Source organism: Erythrobacter sp. F6033, assembly GCF_023016005.1.
Lineage (GTDB): Bacteria > Pseudomonadota > Alphaproteobacteria > Sphingomonadales > Sphingomonadaceae > Erythrobacter.
Map to the genome: position 1 here is coordinate 667408 of NZ_JALKAZ010000001.1, position 19916 is coordinate 687323.

The window sequence follows — 19916 nt, forward strand, 5'->3', positions numbered from 1 at the left end:
GGGCTTTCACATCAGAATGTGCCGAGAATATTTAGGAATGGTCCGTGGCTGGTATAGCTCTGATCGGTCAGGTCGTCAGAGAAATCAGACCACGAATAGCCGACACCGATCTTCACGTTCTCACCAACGTGACGATACGCACCGAGCAACGCGCCCAGACGCAGGTCATCGGCCTGCGTGACCCACAATGCGCGTCCTTCAGCGAGAATATCCCACTGTTTCAGAACATTGTAGTCTGCACGAAGAACGGCAAGATGCGCGTCCGAGCTGACAAATTCGTCTGAATCCCGGCCCAAGGAGACCCTGCCGCCGCGATAGGCATAGCGGGTTCCCAGCGTGAGTTCTTTCGACAGGTCGAAGTTGAAATCGGCGCTGAAGATTGTGCTCACCTGTTTCGGGCTCTCAATCTGGCCTGATCCTGTGAACTGTCCGGCTGGACCAAGGTCTTCGAAATATTGCAGGCGAACAAGCCCGTTGATCCGTTCATTGTTCACTGGGCGGTATGCGAACCCGGCAACAGCTTCGGTGAATTCAGCGGCACGGATGCTGCTGCCTTCATTGTCTGCCATGGCCAGATTGAACTGGCTTACGAAACGCCAATCAGGGTTGACGGCATAGCTCAGGTTCGAACGCAGAAGCCATACGGTCTGGCCACCATTGGCATCTTCATCATCGCGCACTTCGATTGCCGCACCAGCGCGTACATCGTCGGTGGTGTAGCCAAAGGATACCGAACCAGCGGTGCGCTCAAATGGGCCACTTTCAGGGTCATCAACGCGGCCATTTTCGAATGTGCCACTGATGCTGATATGCTCTGTTGGCGTGAAGTTCAGGCCAAAGCTACGGGCGAGGGTAGAGGTGTCGCCGCCAACGCTGATACGGTTTTCACCGAATACAGAGAGACTGTCGGAGAAGCGCTGACGCGATCCAACCACCAGAGCGCCGCCCTGATTGTCTGCAAACAGGTTCTGCGGTTCAATTCCGGTATCTGTACGGTCTGCAAGCAGACGGTATCCGACATATGTTTCAGCACCTTCGCCGAGGCGGTGGTTGAGCAACGCATCGATACCCAGACCGCCATCGCCGCCGGACACTTCGCCAGTGAAAGACAAACGATCGGTGATCTGCGCAGTCGCGCCGCCGCCGACGCGGTTGTTGCTAGCACGAGTGTCATCCCGCGAAAGGCTTACCTGGCCAAAGCCATTCAATGTCCAGCTGCTACCCGCAGGTTGGAATTTGAGCTCAAGCGCAGCATCGGTGCGTTCACCGACCTGGGTCGAGTTAAAGCCTGTTGCCGGAGCCAGATCTTCGTGACGGACGCCTGCCGATGCGGTCAGCTTGCCGCTGCCAAGCGTAAATGCCTGCGTGACATCAACTTCACCGGTGCGGTTTGTACCGCGATTGTCGACAGTGATTTCGTCAAAGGACGCTACAATCGCGCCGCTCTTGCCAACCGGCAAATCGACTGCAGCGCCCCAACGCACGGTGTCCTCGATGGTCAAACGACCAGAGCTCGAGAAACCGCGATCCAATTGCTCATAGAACGCACTGATTGTACCCAAATTGCCCTGTTTGTTGGCGAGTTCAGCGAAGTTTACCGCCGCTTCTGCACGCCATGCATAGGCCTCGTCCGTGATCACTGGCGCTTCGAGGTCTGTGAACGACAAACCGCCATCGAAAGAGTTCGATTGAGCGAAGCCAGCGCCTTCGGTTTGCGCGACTTCAGCCTTCAAGTAAGTTCCTGAAGTAATGCGCAAAACAGCGTCTGCGCCAAGCAGCGTCTGGTCAACGTCGGCCGTCGAATCCGATTGCGCAGTAACGCCAAGACGCAGCGTATCGCCGATCCAAACTGTGCCACGGCCGCCGATATTGTAGCCATCAATCTCACCCACAGTTGGGGTGTATTCGTAGCGTACAACGAGAACCGGGATGTTGCCCGAAAGGCTGCCTTCGCGAACGGTGCGGCCCGTGCTGACAGTCGTCGGCAGAGGGCGCAGCAGTGTCAAACGACCGTTGAATGGATCAAAATCATAGTCTTCGCGTGGGTGCAGTTCCTGCGTTTCCACGACGATTCCGGTCTCGCGGTCGCGAATTTCGACGCGAACGCGCTCAGAACCGATCGAAACGTCCTGCCGCTCAAGGAAATAGAGCGAGCCGCCGGTTCCGCGGAATTCTTCGCGCGCAGGGACGGTGCCCGGATCGGACGCGAACGCGATCAATTGCGCGTCGCGCTCGCCAAAAGCGGTCGTTCCTGCGGTGTTGATGTCAACCAGCGCGCCAAAAAGGCCGCGATCAAGCTGTGCGAGCTCGGTGCTGGTCACTTCAGCGATGAAGTTACCGATGACAGCCTGGCTCACGCCGTTATCGGCGCGCAGATAGAACCTGCCCTGCGTTGGAGCATCCTCGACCAATGTCGAATCGTCACCATAGGTTGGGTAGTATTGTTCCGAGTTCAATCGGCGCAAAAGCTGTCGCGGATCTTTTCGATCAAGATTGGAAAACAGATCTTCGATCGGTGCTTCGCCGGTGTCGAGAGCCGCGGTGAGTTTCCAGTCTCGCCCGATTGGTCCCTTGGCGTAAAATGCAGTGCGTCCAATGGCATAGTTGCCATCAGCAAGCGTGCTGCCGCTAACAATTTCGGCCGGACCGCTGGAGTATGATCGACCGATTGTGATCTCACCTTGAGCAACCACGAACCATTTTTCCCGGTTGATATTGAGATCGCGCACAGCGGCAAATTTGATGTCGTTGCCCTGACCGATAGTGATTGCGACCGACTTGGTTTTGTCCGGTACGATCTGCTCGCTGACAAATTTGCCATCGGAAGTGACAGGCACAATCTGCTCACCAACGCGAACGAGTTTTGTTTCAGGATCAGCGCGCCCGGTTACAGTCACCGTTGCGACATTGCGCATCCGGATCGTGCGCATGATAGCTTCGTCATGCTGTCCGAAAACGTTCTTGCCCGGTTGGATCTGGTCGGCATCGAGCTCGTCGAGCGCGACCATTTCTTGCGGTGCAGTTTCATCAAACCGACCTTCGGCATCGTAAGCGCGCAAGACATAGACCATCTGCTCGGGCGCATCCGCGCTGACCTGCCAGCTCGCAAATCCGCTCGAGCCAAGTTTGATGGTGGCGAATGGGACAGACGTCGTCGACGCACCCGCTTCGAAAATCAGAATTTCCTGACGCGCGATGAGGGCCGGGTAGTTGTTGTACCCGATAAAGGTGACGCGGCCGCCGCGCTCAACCAGACGTTTTGACTCGGCCATGCCGATGGCGAGCACAGGCTGAAGCTTGCGTTCATCGCTGCGGACTTCGATCTGATAGGCTTCGGTGCCGGCGGTCGTGTCTGCAACAATTTCACGCTCTTCAAGCTGGTCGCCATCTTCGACTTGATCCGGCTCCATAATCTGGATGCTCAAACCATTGCTGGTGTCGGCAGATTTCTTGTCTGTAGGAGCGATCTCGGTCTTGTCTTGAACAAGAGCCATTGCCGGTGCCGCGAGCGCGGCGAAGGCGAGGGTGGTGAGACCCAGGCCAAGACGGACGCTATCCTTCATTTGAGCAATTGCTGCGCTGAAGCGGGGGGTGCGGTTCTGTTGCATTATTGGTCTCCCGCCTGTGATTTCTCGACGGCGTGCACCTGAATGACAGGCGTTACGTCGCTGCTTTTCGCTGCGAATGTCGTCTCTACGGCGGTCTTGATGGCGTTGATCCGATCGTTGATCAGATCACGGGTTTCGCTGCCGTCGATCAGATAGACGGCGCGGATCATGGTCGCTCCTTCGCGTTCATCGGCGAAGGCCTGAAGGCGAGCCATGTTGTCGGGACGGATGCTGCCGTCAACGGCGAAAGCTTCGGCTTCGAACGTCATGCTTGCCTGCAAAGCCAGCGCAGCGCCGAAGTTGAGCTCGCCCATTTTACCCCGTGTGAGCCTGATCGAACGGGGGTTTTCGGTGGTCATTACCCAGCCTTCAGGCAGGGTGGCGGTGTCGACCTTCAGGACATAGTTCGAGCCGATACGCGCGTCAGGAACTGCGGCGCAGGCGATGTGATAGCGCCCGAACTCGTCGGTGGTTATCAGCTCACCTTTGACTGTCGCCAGGCGGACAGACGGAATGCCGCGCTCGCCTTCGTCCTGATATCCGTTGCCATTGGCATCGACGAAGACCTGACCGATCAGTTCGGAGCAATCGAACAGAGTGCTCGGTATGATCGAGACGGTTGCTGTTCCGCGGTTCGAGACCAGCTCGCCAGCGTCGTTCTCGGCAAGGCCGGTGTTTACGGCCTGGCCCTCGGTGATGCCTGCGCCCGCGATGAGGACGAAGTTGTAACGGATCGTTCCATTGGCCGGGATCATCTGATCACGCCAGACCAGTTCGCGATTGCTGTTGGTCTGTTCGGGCTCAAGCGGAACGCCATTTACCCGAGCACTTCCAAGGACATAGGTCATACCCGCAGGAAGAATGTCGACCACATCGATATCGTCGCGGCGGAACTGCTCTTCGTTGCGAACGGTGATCTCGTAAGGAATGAGATCGCCTGTGCTTGCCGAACGTTTCGTCGAGGTCTTGGTGACCATTAGATCGCCGCGCGAAAGGAACGGATCAAGCGGAATGTGATTATTAATCACGTCCGGATCGCCGCTTTGGAGGCGGAATGACAGGTAGTAGACGGGGTTCGGCGTCGTCGGCGCTTCCATTGTCGTGTCGACCAGGAACGGGCTGCCCTGACCAGAAGGATCGAGCGAGCCGCCCTGCGGTGCAATAATTGTCGAGATGAAGCTGAATCCAGCAGGCGGAGCCACCTGAATTGCATATTCAGCCTCGCCTACCGGGCACGCCCCTGCAGCGCCTGGAATGACATCAAAGCGGTATTCGCCTGTTGAGTCAGTAACTTGATCTTGCTGACTTGGGTCGAGCAAGCAGTCATCTGGCAGGCGGTTGCCTCGGCTGTCGACCAGCGTAAGCGTGGCACCTGCTACGACTTCCCGTGTAATCGCGTCGTAAACCACACCGGACGGATCAATCGGAAGGTTCTGATCGGGCAGGGTTGATGCGTCCTGCAACAGAACATTCGTGATAATTTCGTAGACGACGTTGTTGTTCGGGTGACGGAATACGATTGTGTATTCTGGACCCGCAACGAGATCTGCGAATTCATAGAAACCATCTGCGTCGGTAACGACAACCGCGACGACCGTATCGCCGTCCAGGACTTCTACAGTCCAGCCCTCAAGCAGCTCTTCACCGTTATCGAGCGTGCGGTCGCTATTTGCGTCGAAATACACCGTACCGGACAGTCCGGCAGGCGGTGTGATGACATTGATCGAAACCGTTGCAATCTCGCAATTGTCAGGCGCATCGATTTGGCAGATTTCGTAGTCGAATGTGTAATCGCCTTCCGGAGTATTCGGGTTGACGCTTACAAGGCCGGTCGTCGGATCGAACGCAATCCCAGGGGGGAGAGTAACTCCCGCTGGCAAAGCGACGGTCGCATTTGTCGGATCGGCCTGTACCCCGCCTATCGTATCGCCATCGAAGACGTTCAGAACATCGGTTGCGCCGGTTCTTCCATTGACTTCGATAAGGGTGTCGTCGGTGGGATCGATCGACAGCAGAAGGGTATCTGAATCGACCGCCGTATTGTTGTCAGCATTGGCGTCGAGAACGCCGCTGGGGACACTGATCGTGGCGGTGTTGGTGACAACACCGGCCATGACCAGACCCGGAGTCACGATCGCGAGGAACGGGAGGATGCTCGTCAGCATCCCCCTAAGCGGATTGCTTGGCAAACCTGTAATATGTTGTGAGGTGTACATCGGCAATCCGCCCGTTCGCTCGCTCGTTATCAATCGACCGTACAGGTGTAGGTGATGGTCGCAGACTCGCCCGAGAGGAGCGTTCCGAGCGTAATGCCCGAGCCTGTGAGATCGCCAATCGTGAACGAGCCCGAAGGTGTACCAGAGCCAGTGAAGTTCACTGGGTTGGTGACTGGGCAGCTCAGTCCTGTGCCTGGGTTATCCGTGAGGACAGCACCAACAGCGGCATCTGGGCCAGAGTTGGTGACGACCAAGGTGTATGTGACAGATTGACCAGAGGTCAGGGTATCGTTCGCTTGGTCAACCTCGCCATTCACGCCAGGCGTGTTTGTCTTGGTGATCGAGAGATCGACAACCGCACCGACAGCAATATCGACTGTAGCGGTGTCACAGTTATCCGTATCTGCAACTTCACAGATCTGGTAAGTAACTGAATACGTTCCAGGAGTTGCGCCCGACGGTACGTTGATCGAACCGTCCGGATTGATCGTGACGCCGGTCAAACCGCCATCATTTGTGATCGTTGGAATGACATCGGCTGGTGCAAACGACGCGTTGTTGAGCGTGTCGTCTGTGAACACAGTCGGAGTGGTTCCGCCAGTCGATGGGATCGAGGTACCGGTGAAGTCATCGTCATTGGCAACGATGGTGTTGATGACCGTAACGGTTTCATCAAGATCATCGCCGACAGGTGTCGGATCGTTCTCATCGCTGGTTGCTGCCGTCGTGACGTTGGTGATCGACGTACCTTCGGTACCCGAGTCGACCACGCCTTCGATGGTAAGGGTGGCAGATGCGCCGTTTGCAAGTGTCGGGATGGTCCAGACACCGGTTCCAGCTACATAGGTACCCGCTGTGACGTTGCCGTTGTTAAGTGTGGCGATCAGGCCAGCAGGTAGACTGTCAGTCAGCGTGACATTGGTCGCGTTGTTGCCGCCATTGTTGGTGACAACGATCTCGAATGTAACGGTTGCGCCAACAGCAGGCTCGGATGTTCCCGAAGCCAGTGTTTTGACAGTTACAAGATCGGCAACGCCGCCAACGACTACCGTTGCAATCGCCGTATCACAGTTATCAGTGTCGGCCGCCTCACAGATTTGGTACTCGACGTTGTAAGTGCCCGGTGTCGCGCCGCTTGGTACGGTCAGCGTACCATCCGAGCCGATTGTTACACCGGTCAGGCCGTCATCATCGACGATGGTTGCAATAACATCCGTATCCGCAAATCCGGCGTTGTTGAGCGTATCGTCCGTGAACACAGTTGCTGTGCTGCCACCGGTCGATAGGATTGGCGTGCCCGAGAAATCATCGTTGTTCGCAATGATGGTGTTGATGACTGTGACGGTTTCTACCAGATCGTCTCCGACAGGTGTCGGATCAGTCTGATCGCCGGTTGCAGCCGTCGTAGTGTTGGTGATGGATGTACCTTCGGTACCCGCGTCAACCACACCTTCGATCGTCAGGGTTGCAGATGCGCCGTTCGCAAGTGTCGGGATGGTCCAGACACCGGTTCCGGCTACATAGGTACCCGCTGTGACGTTGCCGTTGTTGAGTGTGGCAGTTAGGCCAGCAGGCAGGCTGTCAGTCAGCGTAACGTTGGTCGCATCATCGCCGCCATTGTTCGTCACAACGATTTCGAATGTGACCGTGTCGCCAACCGCAGGCTCTGAACTCGCAGAAGAGAGTGTCTTCGCGGTAACCAGATCGGCAACGCCGCCCACGACGATTGTCGCAAGTGCGTCCGCACAGTTGGTCGGGTTGGCCGCTTCACAGATTTGGTAACGAACGTTGTACGTACCGGGCGTGGTGCCGTTTGGAACGGTGATGGTACCATCCGAAGCGATCGAGACACCGGTGATACCGTCATCATCAAGGATCGAGACGATCACATCCGTGTCCGCGAAGCCAGCGCTATTCAGCGTGTCGTTCGTGAACACTGTCGCGGTGGAGCCACCGGTCGAAAGGATCGGTGTCCCCGAGAAATCATCAGGAAGTGCAGCGATATCGGCGAAAATAGTATCCGTATCAGTCGCAGAGTTGTTCGACAGATCGCTATCAGTCGCACCAGCTGGGGCGGTAATAGTTGCCGTGTTGGTCGCGCTTTGCGCATAGGCTGCGCCCGGCACGGCCAGTGCCACAAAAGGAAGTGCGCTGGTCAGCATACGAGCCACTGGCAGGCCCGGTGCTTTTCTAACAGCATACTTGTCGGCAGAAATGTTGTCTAAATTCATCATTTTAGTTCACCTGGCAAGAGTAAGAGAGAGTGGTCGTTTGACCGGTTGAAAGGACTCCGAGCGCGATTCCTGCGCCCGAAAGATCGGCAAAAGTGAAGGATCCGGCAGGAACGCCGTCACCCGTGATTGTGATTGGGTTGGAACCGTTGCAGGTGATGCCTGCCCCCGGCGTATCGGTAACCAGTGCGCCGATGACGGGGTCTGGTCCGCCATTGCTCACATTGATGGTGTAGGTAGTTGTCGAACCCGACAGGACAGTGTCGGCCGCTTGGTCGACATCCCCATTCACGCCTGGCGTGTTCGTTTTCGTCACCGATAGATCGACAGTGCCGGTAACAGTCACTGTTGCTGTGGCGGTTTGGCAATTTGTTGCAAAACCGATTTCACAGATCTCGTAATCAAAAGAATATTCGCCAACCGGCGTGCCTGCGGCGACTGAAACTTCGCCCGTGGCTGTGTTGAATGTGAAGCCGGAGGGAAGGGTGGACCCGCTGGCGAGACCAACAACAGTGTTGGTCGTCCCGGCGGCCACAGTATTTAGAGTGTCGCCCGTATAAACGTTGAGAGCGCTTCCGCCCGCAGCTGACGTTACGCTGCCGGTATCATCGACTGCGACAACAGAGCCAGCGGCACTGGTGATTTGCATGTTGTTCAGGTCGAAATAAAACAGCGCATTCCGACCATCCTGAACATCGTCATGCAGCAGGGTGAAATTGCGTGTCGCAGTCGTCATCGTAAACGTGGCGGCTTCGTCGACAGGATTGTCACCCGCAGCATTTGAAATAAACGTTCCGACGCCGCCGGCCGCGCTTAGCCGTGCGGACTGGTTCGCGAATGCCGGCGGTGATGCGAATGAGTGGACTTCAATTGTCGGCGAAGTCCAGGTGCCGGCTACAGTCATCGCAAGTGCGTCGCGAGGTGCCGTGCCATCGAAATCATCGATGTCGTTGATGCTAATCGCCTGAACCAGAAAGCCTGACGTTTCGAAGGTGAATCTGATTGTTCTGTCGCAAGCGGTGACACTCGATCGGGCGAAGGACCCGATGTATCCGGCTGCGTTGATGAATGTACAAAACGTATCTTCCGGGATCGCGCGAACAGTTATTACGCGGCCATTCGCATCTGTGTACGTGGCTGTGTGCGCATCCGGATTTGTCGCAACGGTGAAGGTGTCTTGGGCCGCGGCTTCATCTGCAAAGCACACGGAAGACACACCAAGAACCGCAGCCATCGCTGCAGTCTTGCCGACCCTTCCTACACTGTTCCACATAGAGTGGCGTGTGCGTTGCATTGATAGTGCCCCGTTCGTTCAAACTCTTTGTGTTTGTCGGGATGCGCCTGTGACTGACCGGTTGGTCGGTTTCGGGAACGCATCCGTAAAACTACGAGGTCACTTGTTGCGTAAAATGGTTAACGAACTCTTCAAGCCGAAACGATTTGACGCTATTTTACATGTCAGGTTTGAGCGGCAACGAGGCTGGACCCTACGATTGAATGATCGATTATCGGACCGATATTTCGAATAGGATAGCTGCAATAGAAATTATATCATAAATATATTTTAAAGCTCTGATATTTTTATTTTAAATGCGTTTATTAAAGTATTTTCGAGGGCAGAGATTTCAGCGCCATGCTAGCTGCATGGAGGGCGTGATAATCACGTGCTAAAGTAATTTCGAGGTGCCGAATTCCTTACCTTGAAATTAACTATGACCTGCGTTTTTGCAGCTCATCCAAACGTTACCAAATCGGCCAGATCGCCAATCTGAGTGGCGCTCCAGCTCGAATTTGAATGCGTGGATTGAGCTCCAAAGATGCCAAGATTAGCCAGAGTTGACCGGGCGTTTTTGTGCGACGAGGGGTTCGATAGTTGATCGAAATTGAGCTCAACAGGATGTCCAATTTTGAGTTCGTTTCGAATTGCCGTATGCCAACAGAGCGCCGGGTTGATGGTATCTGGAACCAAAATTCCAGAGCTTCTTCAATCCGGATTTGGGGGAATCAGAGACTATGTCTGAAGCGACGAAGCGGGCGCCATGGGGTGTGCAGATTTTGCAGCGCGGCTGGCGAAATGTGCGCGAGGCGGGGACCATTCAAATCCTCGCGACCATTGTTCTTGTGGCCGCGGCTTTGTTCATCGCGCGGTTCAGCTGGACCCTGCCGGATGGTGAAGTTCCAACCCCGCTGACGAGCGAGGCTGAACGCGCGCTCTATGATCTGCGAAGCTATTTTGCAGCTGACATTGTTGAGCAGGATGACCGTGTCGTCATGGTCGTTTTCACCGATCAGACTTTGATCGATGCACGCAAACGTTCGCCGTTGCCGCGCGATATTTTGGCCGAAGCTTTACGCAATCTCGATCAAATGAATCCGAAAGCAATCGGGATCGATATCCTGTTTGACCAGCCACAAGATGAAGACCTTGAATTGGTCGAAACGCTTCGTTCACTGAAAGCTCCGGTGGCTGTTGGGTACGCAGCGGTGGCTACGAACGAAGCCGATATAACCTATGAACAGCAACTCTATCTGGAAGAGTTCATGGCTGCGCTTGAGGGTAGCGGCGCTCGTCCAGCCAGCATTCGTTTGGATAACACTTTTGGCGCAACCCGTGTTTGGCCAAGCATCGAGCCAGACTTACCGCCGCTGCTCGCGCGCGCCATGCTCGAAGGTGCAAAAGGGCCCGTGGAAGCATTCGCGGGATACGAAGGCGCGATCGAATACCGGCGCAGTCTTTATGAGGAGGAGGTTGTTGATGGTGGCGAGGGAGCCGAAGAAAACGCGTCCGCGCCGCTATTTCAATCGCTGGACATCGCAGCATTTGTTGGTCTTGATCCAGAGGTTATTCCGCTCTTTGCAGAAGCAATCGAGGGTAAGTACGTTTTGATCGGCGGGGATATTGTCGATTATGACCGCGTCGAAACGTCCTTTACATCGGTTACGGGAAACGTCCCTCCAGGGATCGCAGTCCATGCAGAGATGATTTCTCAGATGCTTGATGGCCGCGTGATGCCGCAGATCTCTTCCGCCATATTGTGGCTTATGTCCGTTGTCGTAGTGCTCAGCGCGGTTTTGACTGCGCTGCTTGAATGGCCGGCGAGGCGGCTTGTCCCACTGCTTCTGCTTATGGCCGTATTGTTTGTTGGCATTCCCGTCTTTCTTCAGGTGCGCGACGTCGATACATACGGCCTGCCCGCAGTTGGGTGGCTTGTGGCATGGATTGTCGCTTTCACCGCCGTAACCGCCGCTGCGCGGTCTGTGGGCCGCAAACAACGCAATTTCGCGACAGGTGCGCTCGGCAAATACATCCCGCGCGACATCGCCAAACAGATCATCGACAGGCCAGAGCTGCTCGCACTGGGCGGGGAGAAACGCGAGATTTACGTCATGTTCTCCGATCTGGAAGGCTTTACGAAGATGAGCCACGCCATTGAGCCGGAAATGGTCGCAAAGCTGCTCAACCGCTATTTGGAGATGCTCAGCCAGGTGGTGCTCGACCACGGCGGCGTGATCGACAAATTCGTCGGCGATGCCGTTGTTGCGTTCTGGGGCGCGCCAATTGCGCGTGAAGACGACGCAGAGCGCGCTGCAAGGGCAGGATACGCGATCTGGCAGGCTGGTGAGGCTTTCCGAGCTGAAGTCGCTGAGATGGACGCCTCACTGCCCAAAATCGGCAAAACGAGGGTGGGGCTGCACTTTGGCGAGGCCGTTATCGGCAATTTCGGCGGCGAAACCCGTATCCAATACACCGCGCTGGGTGACAGCATGAACACCGCCGCCCGGCTGGAAGCCGCAAACAAGGCGCTCCAATCCTCTGTTATGGCGAGCCGCGAATTTGCCGAACGCTCGGGCCTCGATTGGTGGCGCGCAATGGGCAAAGTTCGCCTGCGCGGGCGAGCAAGGCCGGTGGAGATATTCGAACCTGCCCCCGGCTTCCCTATCGAAGATCGCGAGAAATTGGCGGAATCTTCCAATCTTGCCGCCAGCGACCCTGCTAAAGCGGTGGAATTGGTCGCGGAGGTGGTTGCTAGCCACCCTGCGGATTTGGCGCTATTGAATTTGATCAATCGCTTGGACAATTTGGACGAGGGGGGAACTTATGTTCTCGGCTAATATGAGTGTGCGTATTGCGGGTCTTGCTCTGGCGGGGGCAGTCCTGACCGGGCCGGTTGCCGCGATGGCTGGTGTGGTTGTGAAATCCACAGGCCCTTCGTCGAGCAAGTATCCGGTTGGAGCGAAAGTCGCTGATAGCGCGACGATCACGCTCAAGGCAGGCGACAGTGTGACTGTTCTAACCTCGCGCGGTACGAAGGTTATGAAGGGAGCCGGCACCTTTAAGGTCGGTGAGCGCCCTAAAGTGACGCGCTCGCGCTTTTCGGCGCTTACGCGGACCCGTGCAGCCAATCGCGTTCGTCTGGGATCGGTCCGCGGCGGAAACGACGAGAACATCGTGCCCACGAACCCAAGCCTTTGGTATGTGGATGTCACCAAGCCCGGTACGATTTGTTTGAACAGCATGGATACGGTTCGGTTCTGGCGTCCAGACAGCGCCTCAATCGCGACTTACAGCCTGACCGCTCCGGACGGAGTATCTGCCGACATCACCTTCGATGCAGAAGACAGTGTCGCTCCGCTTGATCCCGCCGTTATGTCGGTCTCTGCGGGCGGTACCTACTCGATTTCTGCCCCTGGAAGCGAAGCTGCAAATGTGCAGATCACCTTTGCGTTTATCGATGGCGAGTATCGGCGGGCCGATCAAATGGCCGAAGCCTTGATCGCCGCAGGGTGCACAACGCAGGTCGATCAGATGGCTGACCGGCTAAGCGAGTAAGCGCTGACCTTACGTTCTACCGGTCCGGTTTCCAACGCTAGCTCCGGGCGAAGCTGCTAAACTTCTCATATTGGTCCTGACCGGTGACGACGTTTTCGCCTGCCTTGAGCCATGCGTGCAGCGCGATGCCCGTTGCCGGGTCACGGCGTGAGCCGATCACGATGCTCGAAGGGATGCCCCGCCGCCTCAAAATCCAGTGACCCGTAATCGCCTGAGGGAAGCAAACGGCATCGAATTTCTGCTTGTCAGCCACCCGTTTGATAATCCGACCAATGTCAAAGGCCTGCTTCGATTGAGCCGTTGTCAACGCTGCAACGCCTGATTGGTCAGCGTCATTGATCACACCAATGCTGCCTTCCCACCACCGGAACGGAACAAACTTTATCAATGACCGAGCGAAGGCCAGGCCGAGGATTATCTCGGCTCGCAAAACGGTCTTCTTGATGGCTCTGATGATAGTCATGACGGTGCCTGCGTCATGCTCTGGTCAGCACATCGTGCCAAGCGATTTTTGAAGCGGTCTACGCGACAGCGGCCATGGCTGGTTTGTCAGTAGCCATCGCGAGAAAGTCGTCCCACACCATTGGTTTGCCAATGTGCCATCCCTGCGCATAGTCGCAGCCCAGATCGCGTAGTGCCGCAAGAGTAGCGGCATCTTCGACACCTTCAGCGACAACATCGAAGTTCAACGCATGAGCCAGCTCAAGCGTGGATTCTACCATGATGCGATCATTGCGGTTCTCGACCATGCCCCGGATAAAGCTCTGGTCGAGCTTCAATTCGTGAGCGGGGAAATCCTGCAGATAGTTGAGCGTGGCTTGGCCGGTTCCATAATCATCAATCGAGATCCGCGCACCAGCGGCGCGAAGCCGCTCGATAGCATTGCGGGCCTTAACCGAGTCAACCAAAGGCGCGCTTTCAGTGATTTCTAATGTAATTGATCCATCATGCTGATTATTAATTGTTTTTAGCTTACTTTCAGCTTCGTCGAGGAAGTCATCATCGCTCAGCAATTGAGCTGATATGTTGACAGCGATATTGAGGGCAAAACCATTCGCACAAGCGGCGTCGAGTTTGCTCATGGCCTCGCCCATAACAAACACGGTCAGCTCTTTGATACGGTGCTTGGTTTCCAAGAGCGGAATAAACTCTGCGGGTGAAATACGGCCGAGTTTGGGGCTGTCCCAGCGGACCAAACACTCTGCTGAGCTTATCAAGTTGTCATTCAATCTGAGCTTGGGCTGATAAACAACCGAAATTGAACCATTTTCAAGCGCGTCATCCAATTCACCAAGCAGCCTTTGGCGGAATTGGGCGCTTTCGTGGATGGTCTCTGTATTTGATGACCACACTACATCGCGTTTGCGGGCATCAGCCGACGCATGGAGTGCACCTTCGATTGATGTGTCGGTCCATCCGAAGTTTGCGCTGATCCGAAAGCGTTCGTTCTCAACTTCAATCGGGGATGTGAAGAGCGCGCGTGCACTGGCGAAGATGTTATCGGGATCAGTGATCGCCCCGCTTGTTACCAGCCAACCAAAGATGCCGCTATCAATGCGATAGACCTTTGCATCGCCAGCCAGCAATTCAAGCCGCTTCACGATTTGTCGGTCCAATTGAGCGATGTTCTCGGTTCCAAGCACGGTCATGACGTCGACGAAATCGGCGATCCGGGCGACGGCAATATGTGCAGTGGGGTGCCGTTTAAGTGCGCCTGCCATAGCTGCAGCGTTGCCGATTCCGGATGCCGTATCGGTCATGCGTTCGGCCCGCAGGTTGGCAGCGGCATTCAAAGTGCGGTGCATGAATACAAACGCACCGAGGAAAAGGATCGAGCCGGAAAGCGGGATGTAAATCATCGATGCCTGATCGAGCATAAGAGCAGTGCCGATCAATCCGATTGCACAAGCCGTCGCCAATTGTGTTGGTTTGGACCAAGCCTTGTTTGAACGAGAGGCCCAAATCAATGCCGCCGCGATCATAGTAAAAACGAGGGCGAGCGTTAGGCCAGTTGATAGATCTCCGCGACTTCGATCCTGTAAGAGGGTCTCTGCTGCTTGAGCCTGAATGACCACCCCTGGCTTTACCCCGAACAATGCGGTCGGGTAGCGATCGCCAAGCTCAATCGCGGTGGCACCAAAGACGAACCGTTTCCCTTGGACATCTTCGCGTGCAACGCGGCCTTCCAAAAGGTCGATGAACGACACCCGCGGGATAGTTTCGACGTCGATCGCCTGATCAATGCGGAAAAATTCACCAACCGCGCCGGCTTTCTTTGCCAACATGTTGGGCAGAGATGGGCGCGGCATATCGCTCGTGGTGACGCCGTTGGGGTAGAATGTGATGTGGCCATCGGCGCTCGGGAAAACATTGACCGACGCAAGGAAGGCATGTTCGCGGAATTCCGGTATCGGCAAAGCTTCCGAATAGACTTCGCCGTCTGCAGTTTGATTGACCTGCCGAAATGTCGGCAGGATCACTGGCTGATCGATAGATGCAAATGCGGAAGCGAGGCTTTGATCGTCTGTTTGATTTGAATGCGAGGAGAAGTCGACGTCGAACGCGATTTGCTCTGCGCCAAGCCTATCAAGCTCGGCAACGGCTTTTGCGTAGTGGCTGCGAGGCCAGGGCCATTGATTGAGTTCCAACAGCGAACGCCCATCAATTTCGACAATCGCGATTTCACCGCTCGCTGGAGATATGCGCAAAGTATCGCGACCATCTCTGACGGAATTCTCGATCCCGTTCCCGATGCCGGAGACCAGCATCAAACACGCCGCCGCAGCCGCAATCACGAATGCCCACGCGCTGATCCGCGCATTCACATTTGGAAAGATTGATCGCGCAATTCGCAACGCACACCTCCTTCTAGCTGGCGCCCATCGCCAACAGAAAGATATCTATGCCTGAAAAGGGTTACCGCGCCGTTTGTATTGGCACACCCTTTTGCCTCGAATTGCTCAAGCAGGATCGAGAGATTCGATACTTTCAATCCGGCCCCGTGCGCCATCACGGTAATCGTGAAGATCAGCAGCCCCGCTACCCGCTCCATCGAATCCGCCCTCCACCAGCGCATTGTCCGAAAGTCCAAGGTCGCCGCCAAGATCGAATTCGTCGGAGTTGTTTAGCGTAACGGAGAAGCTGCCTCCATTTTGGGTCAGGCCAATGGTGTCATCGTCGCTGAAGTCTTTGCCGCCACTTCCGCCATTACCATTTCCGTTGTTGCCTTGGCCATTGGCACCGCCGTTACCGTTGCCGTTTCCAAAATTGCCATTGCCATTGCCATTGCCATTGCCATTGCCATTGCCATTGCCATTGCCATTGCCATTGCCATTGCCATTGCCATTGCCGTTGCCGTTGCCGTTGCCGTTGCCGTTGCCGTTGCCGTTGCCGTTGTTTCGGCCTTTGCCCCGGTTCTTGTCGTCATCGCCATCGTCATCGTTAGACTGACCATCATTGCTGTCGCTGTCGTCGCTTTCATTGGAGCCTAAGCCGAGGTCCGCACCGATATCAGTCTCGTCATCGGCGCTACCGGTTGAGTCGTCGTCATCTGCGATGGAATCGGTTTCATCGCCGCTTCCATTGCCACCGCTTCCGCCGTTCCCATTCTCGCGTTCGATGCAAAAGATCTGACCGCACGCGCGGCCGTCGCCGTCGTTCAAACTGTCGCGGCCTGAGGGTTCACCTTCATCACGACTATCGACGCAAATGCCTGCGATACAAAACCTCTGATCATCGTTCGAGTCTGAAGCATCGTTGCTTCCGTCAATCGCACCGTCGCCAACATTCTCGGGGTCGCCATCGCCGTTGCTCATGCCGTCTGGGTCCAACACAACAACATCGTCGGCATCATCATTTTGGCCGTTGCCGTTACCGTTACCGTTACCGTTATTGCCTTGGCCGTTGGCACCGCCATTGCCGTTTCCATTTCCGAAATTGCCGTTCCCGTTGCCAGGCGCGTTTTGATCATCGGCCCCGTCATCGGCCAAGACATCGACGTCGTCGTTATCATCTGGTTTTTCGCCGCCAGAGCAATTCGGAACGCCGGCACACGATCCGTTTTCCTGATCTTCGGCGTAGTTCAAATCATTGCCATCACCGACGTTCGGTGCAACCGGCTGATCTGATCCGTCAGCTTGCTCAATGATCGGCTCAACTACGGGCGGGTCGATGGAGACAGCGGAATCCACTACAGCGCCGTCGGAATCCGACTGTTCTGCGTCCGCTTCACCTGTATCGACTGCGTCGTCGATCGGAGTTGTATCCTCTGCTTCAATTGGCTTGGCGCCGATCACGGCTTCGATAGTTGAGTCTGCCGCGAATTCTGAATCATTTGCCGAGCGAACGTCGTTTGCTTCGGCGCCGCTGGTGTTGTCGTCTACGCGAACCGTTTGCGAGACAGGGATGGTCCCGACCCGGCGGTTTTTGTTCCCCGAGACGGCGTTGTTTATTGCAAGCCTGCTTGAGGACGCATTTGCAGGCTGGTCGGCACGACCATTATTGGATGCTGCTGCGACCGCTGGCGTTGCCTGCCCGGATGTCTCGCGGCGCGATGACACCGATTTGACGAATTCCGGTGCACCGCGAACGATTGCTTTCTGGATTTCATCGGCGCTTCGACCTGGCGCAACGATCATCAGGTTTTCAAGATCGCCCGCCTCCACAAGTCCGACAAGGCCGGGAGTCAGAAGTGCTGCCTCCAGATCATCGTTCGTCGCAACTTCGACTGCGCCTTCGGTGACTTGGACGCTTGAGTTTGTGCCGGAGACTGACACGTTAAAGGTCGTGCCCTTAACAACCGCCGCCATATAAGGGGTCTGCACACCGAAATGCGGTGTCGACTTTTTCTCGATTTTGAAAAGAGCGTTGCCGAGATTCTGGAAAAACTGGATCACTGGCCCAGCTTCTTCCGGCACTGCAACCTTCAATTCGGCGCGCGGTGAAACGACGACGAATTCTTGACCGCGAACGAGCACGGCGCGCCCTTTCGGGCCGGTGCGGATCACATCGCCTGGTTCGACGGTGCTGTTCTGTCGGGCGGAAAGCACTTTGCCATCGCGCACAATCGTAACGGTGCCGCTCGCTTCCGACACTTTCCAGTCCGGGGCCGCAGCAAGCGCGCTGGTGCTTGCGAACAATGTCGCGAGCGCAATCGTGCGTTTGGTGAAAGTGAACATGACCCAACTCTTCTTAAAAATATTTGTCGACGTAAGCCGAATAGCGAATGGGCGTTCAATGAAGGGTGAAAGGCGATGCTTACGGGGAAGTTAATTCCGGCTGACAGGTAAGGAATTCTTAGGTGTGAATGACTAGGCGGCCCATGAATTGGAGGCCCGAATGCTGTCGAATAAAGCGCTGGCTATGGTCGCATTGACGTGCGTACCAAGTTTTGCAGTGCATTCACAAAATGTTGAAAATACGCCGAAAATTGTGTTTTCGGATGTGTTGGTTGTTGCACAACCAGCGGTTGCGGCCCCGCGCGAATCCAATGATCAGATCAGCGCGGTTGTGATTTCGGGCAATGAAGCAATTGATGAGTTAAAATACCAGGCTAGGGTTGAAGCATTCTTTGGCGAGCCGCTGACCGATGAAGTGCTCGATCAGCTTACTGATGAGCTTGTTACTCTCGCGAAAGAAGAGGGCTTCCCTTACGCTCGAACCACGATTGACCGCGATGCTGCGGCTCTAGGCATTGTGCAGGTGAACGTAGACGAAGGGCGCATCGATGAGATCGCTTTTGACGGCTATGAAAACGCAATGGCGATGCAAACACTGTCGACATTGACCGGTCGGCCTGCATCAAAGCGTGATCTTGAATCCGCTCTGCTGCTTGTTTCCGATATTCCGTCGGTCTCGCTTCGCGGAGCAAAATTGCGCCGTATTGAAGGCCGCAATGTGCTGGTTGTTACGCTCGAAAAGCGTGATGCGCGGGCTCGCATCGGCTTCGACAATTACGGGACCGAGACTTTCGGGCCAATCCGCGCCAGCGCTTCGACCCAGATGACAGATGTTCTGTCATCGGCGGACGAACTGCGCACATCCGTCCGCATAAATCCGATTGAGCCGGAAGAATTGTTGTTCGTTTCCGGCTTCTACAAAACGCAGCTAACGGTAGATGGTCTGACATTCTCTGTATCTGGCGGGCTGGGGACCACGGATCCCGGCGGCGCTTTGGGTGGCTCTGACATCACCGGTGAAACGCGCCGGATCAACGCGCAATTTGCTATGCCTGTGAAGCGTACCAAAAAAGCGAGTGCATGGGTGGAAGGTGACGTTTCCTACGCCTCGATCAAGCAGGATGATCTTGGGGCGTTGCTTCGCGATGACACTTTGGTCACGGCGTCGGTCGGCCTGCGCACACGTTTTGCCTTCGCTGGCGGAACGGCGCGAACCGGAGTGTGGCTGGAGCGCGGCATAGGACTCCTTGGGGCAACCCGTCGGGGCGATCCGATTGCGTCGCGCGCCGATGGCGATGGCATATTCACCAAGGTCCGCTTTACGGCAGACGCCAACCTTCCGCTCGCGAAAAGATTGAGCCTCTACCTCTCTGCGGGTGGTCAAATTGCAGACAGGCCGCTGCTCGCCGGTGAAGAGCTCGGGCTGGGCGGCGCGTACCGCACGCGAGGATATGATTTTGCCGAAGTGCTCGGCGATGAAGGCGTCTATGGCCTTGCCGAGATGCGTTACAATTTGAACACGGGCGATCTTCCGCTCGATTTCCTCCAACTCTATGCCTTCGCTGATGGCGGATATGTCAATGACATCGCGCAATCGGGCGGTGAGGGCTCGCTGTTCTCGGCTGGTCCGGGAATACGCGCCCGTCTCGGCGTACTTGATCTGGAAGTCGAGAGCGCGTTCCCGCTGGGCGGAACGGGCGAGCGCAGCACCAGCGACGATCCAGAGATCAATGTGCGCGCCGGTGTGAGTTTCTGATCCTTCAGGCTGTGTTCCGACCTCGTCCGGGGCAATTACCAACTAACATTTGCTGCTTGCATCCGATGCCCACAATTGGGACAAGGTCGCGGGTTGC

The 19916-nt window shown here is 55.9% G+C and carries 10 protein-coding genes; 3 read left to right on the forward strand and 7 right to left on the reverse strand.

Annotated elements, in window-relative coordinates; translation table 11 throughout:
* Nucleotides 1–11: 11 nt before the first annotated feature.
* The 4 genes from MWU39_RS03140 to MWU39_RS03155 are packed head-to-tail and all read right to left on the reverse strand — an operon-like array spanning nucleotide 12 to nucleotide 9349.
* Nucleotides 12–3608, reverse strand: coding sequence for a hypothetical protein (locus MWU39_RS03140; protein WP_247158523.1), 3597 nt, complete (start codon nucleotides 3606–3608; stop codon nucleotides 12–14).
* On the reverse strand, nucleotides 3608–5824 hold the full coding sequence (locus tag MWU39_RS03145) for an SdrD B-like domain-containing protein (protein ID WP_247158524.1): 2217 nt from the start codon (nucleotides 5822–5824) through the stop codon (nucleotides 3608–3610). The genes MWU39_RS03140 and MWU39_RS03145 overlap by 1 nt, the downstream gene beginning before the upstream one ends.
* Nucleotides 5825–5853: 29 nt before the next feature.
* The gene (locus tag MWU39_RS03150) at nucleotides 5854–8058 is read right to left on the reverse strand and encodes a DUF11 domain-containing protein (protein ID WP_247158525.1); all 2205 of its coding nucleotides are present in this window, start codon (nucleotides 8056–8058) and stop codon (nucleotides 5854–5856) included.
* Nucleotide 8059: 1 nt separating this feature from the next.
* Entirely contained in the window at nucleotides 8060–9349 is a 1290-nt protein-coding gene (locus MWU39_RS03155; protein ID WP_247158526.1) for a DUF11 domain-containing protein, read from the reverse strand.
* Between the two features lie 719 nt (nucleotides 9350–10068).
* Here MWU39_RS03155 and MWU39_RS03160 point away from each other — a divergent pair.
* A complete protein-coding gene (locus MWU39_RS03160) occupies nucleotides 10069–12168 on the forward strand; it encodes an adenylate/guanylate cyclase domain-containing protein (protein ID WP_247158527.1) in 2100 nt (699 codons plus the stop codon).
* Nucleotide 12169: 1 nt separating this feature from the next.
* A complete protein-coding gene (locus MWU39_RS03165; protein WP_247158528.1) occupies nucleotides 12170–12886 on the forward strand; it encodes a hypothetical protein in 717 nt (238 codons plus the stop codon).
* 37 nt (nucleotides 12887–12923) lie between these two features.
* Here the strand turns inward: MWU39_RS03165 and MWU39_RS03170 are convergent, their stop codons facing one another.
* The 3 genes from MWU39_RS03170 to MWU39_RS03180 all read right to left on the reverse strand — a co-directional run bounded on the left by MWU39_RS03170 (nucleotide 12924) and on the right by MWU39_RS03180 (nucleotide 18063).
* Nucleotides 12924–13349 (reverse strand): lasso peptide biosynthesis B2 protein, encoded by a 426-nt coding sequence (locus MWU39_RS03170; RefSeq protein ID WP_247158529.1) that lies wholly within the window; start codon nucleotides 13347–13349, stop codon nucleotides 12924–12926.
* A 58-nt stretch (nucleotides 13350–13407) separates the two neighbouring features.
* Complete coding sequence (locus MWU39_RS03175; protein WP_247158530.1) at nucleotides 13408–15741, reverse strand: EAL domain-containing protein; 2334 nt, start codon at nucleotides 15739–15741, stop codon at nucleotides 13408–13410.
* 105 nt (nucleotides 15742–15846) lie between these two features.
* Nucleotides 15847–18063 (reverse strand): FecR family protein, encoded by a 2217-nt coding sequence (locus MWU39_RS03180; protein ID WP_247158531.1) that lies wholly within the window; start codon nucleotides 18061–18063, stop codon nucleotides 15847–15849.
* A gap of 160 nt (nucleotides 18064–18223) precedes the next feature.
* Between MWU39_RS03180 and MWU39_RS03185 the strand changes: the two genes are divergently transcribed.
* Nucleotides 18224–19819, forward strand: a complete 1596-nt coding sequence (locus MWU39_RS03185) for a ShlB/FhaC/HecB family hemolysin secretion/activation protein (RefSeq protein WP_247158532.1) — start codon at nucleotides 18224–18226, stop codon at nucleotides 19817–19819.
* Nucleotides 19820–19916 lie beyond the last annotated feature (97 nt).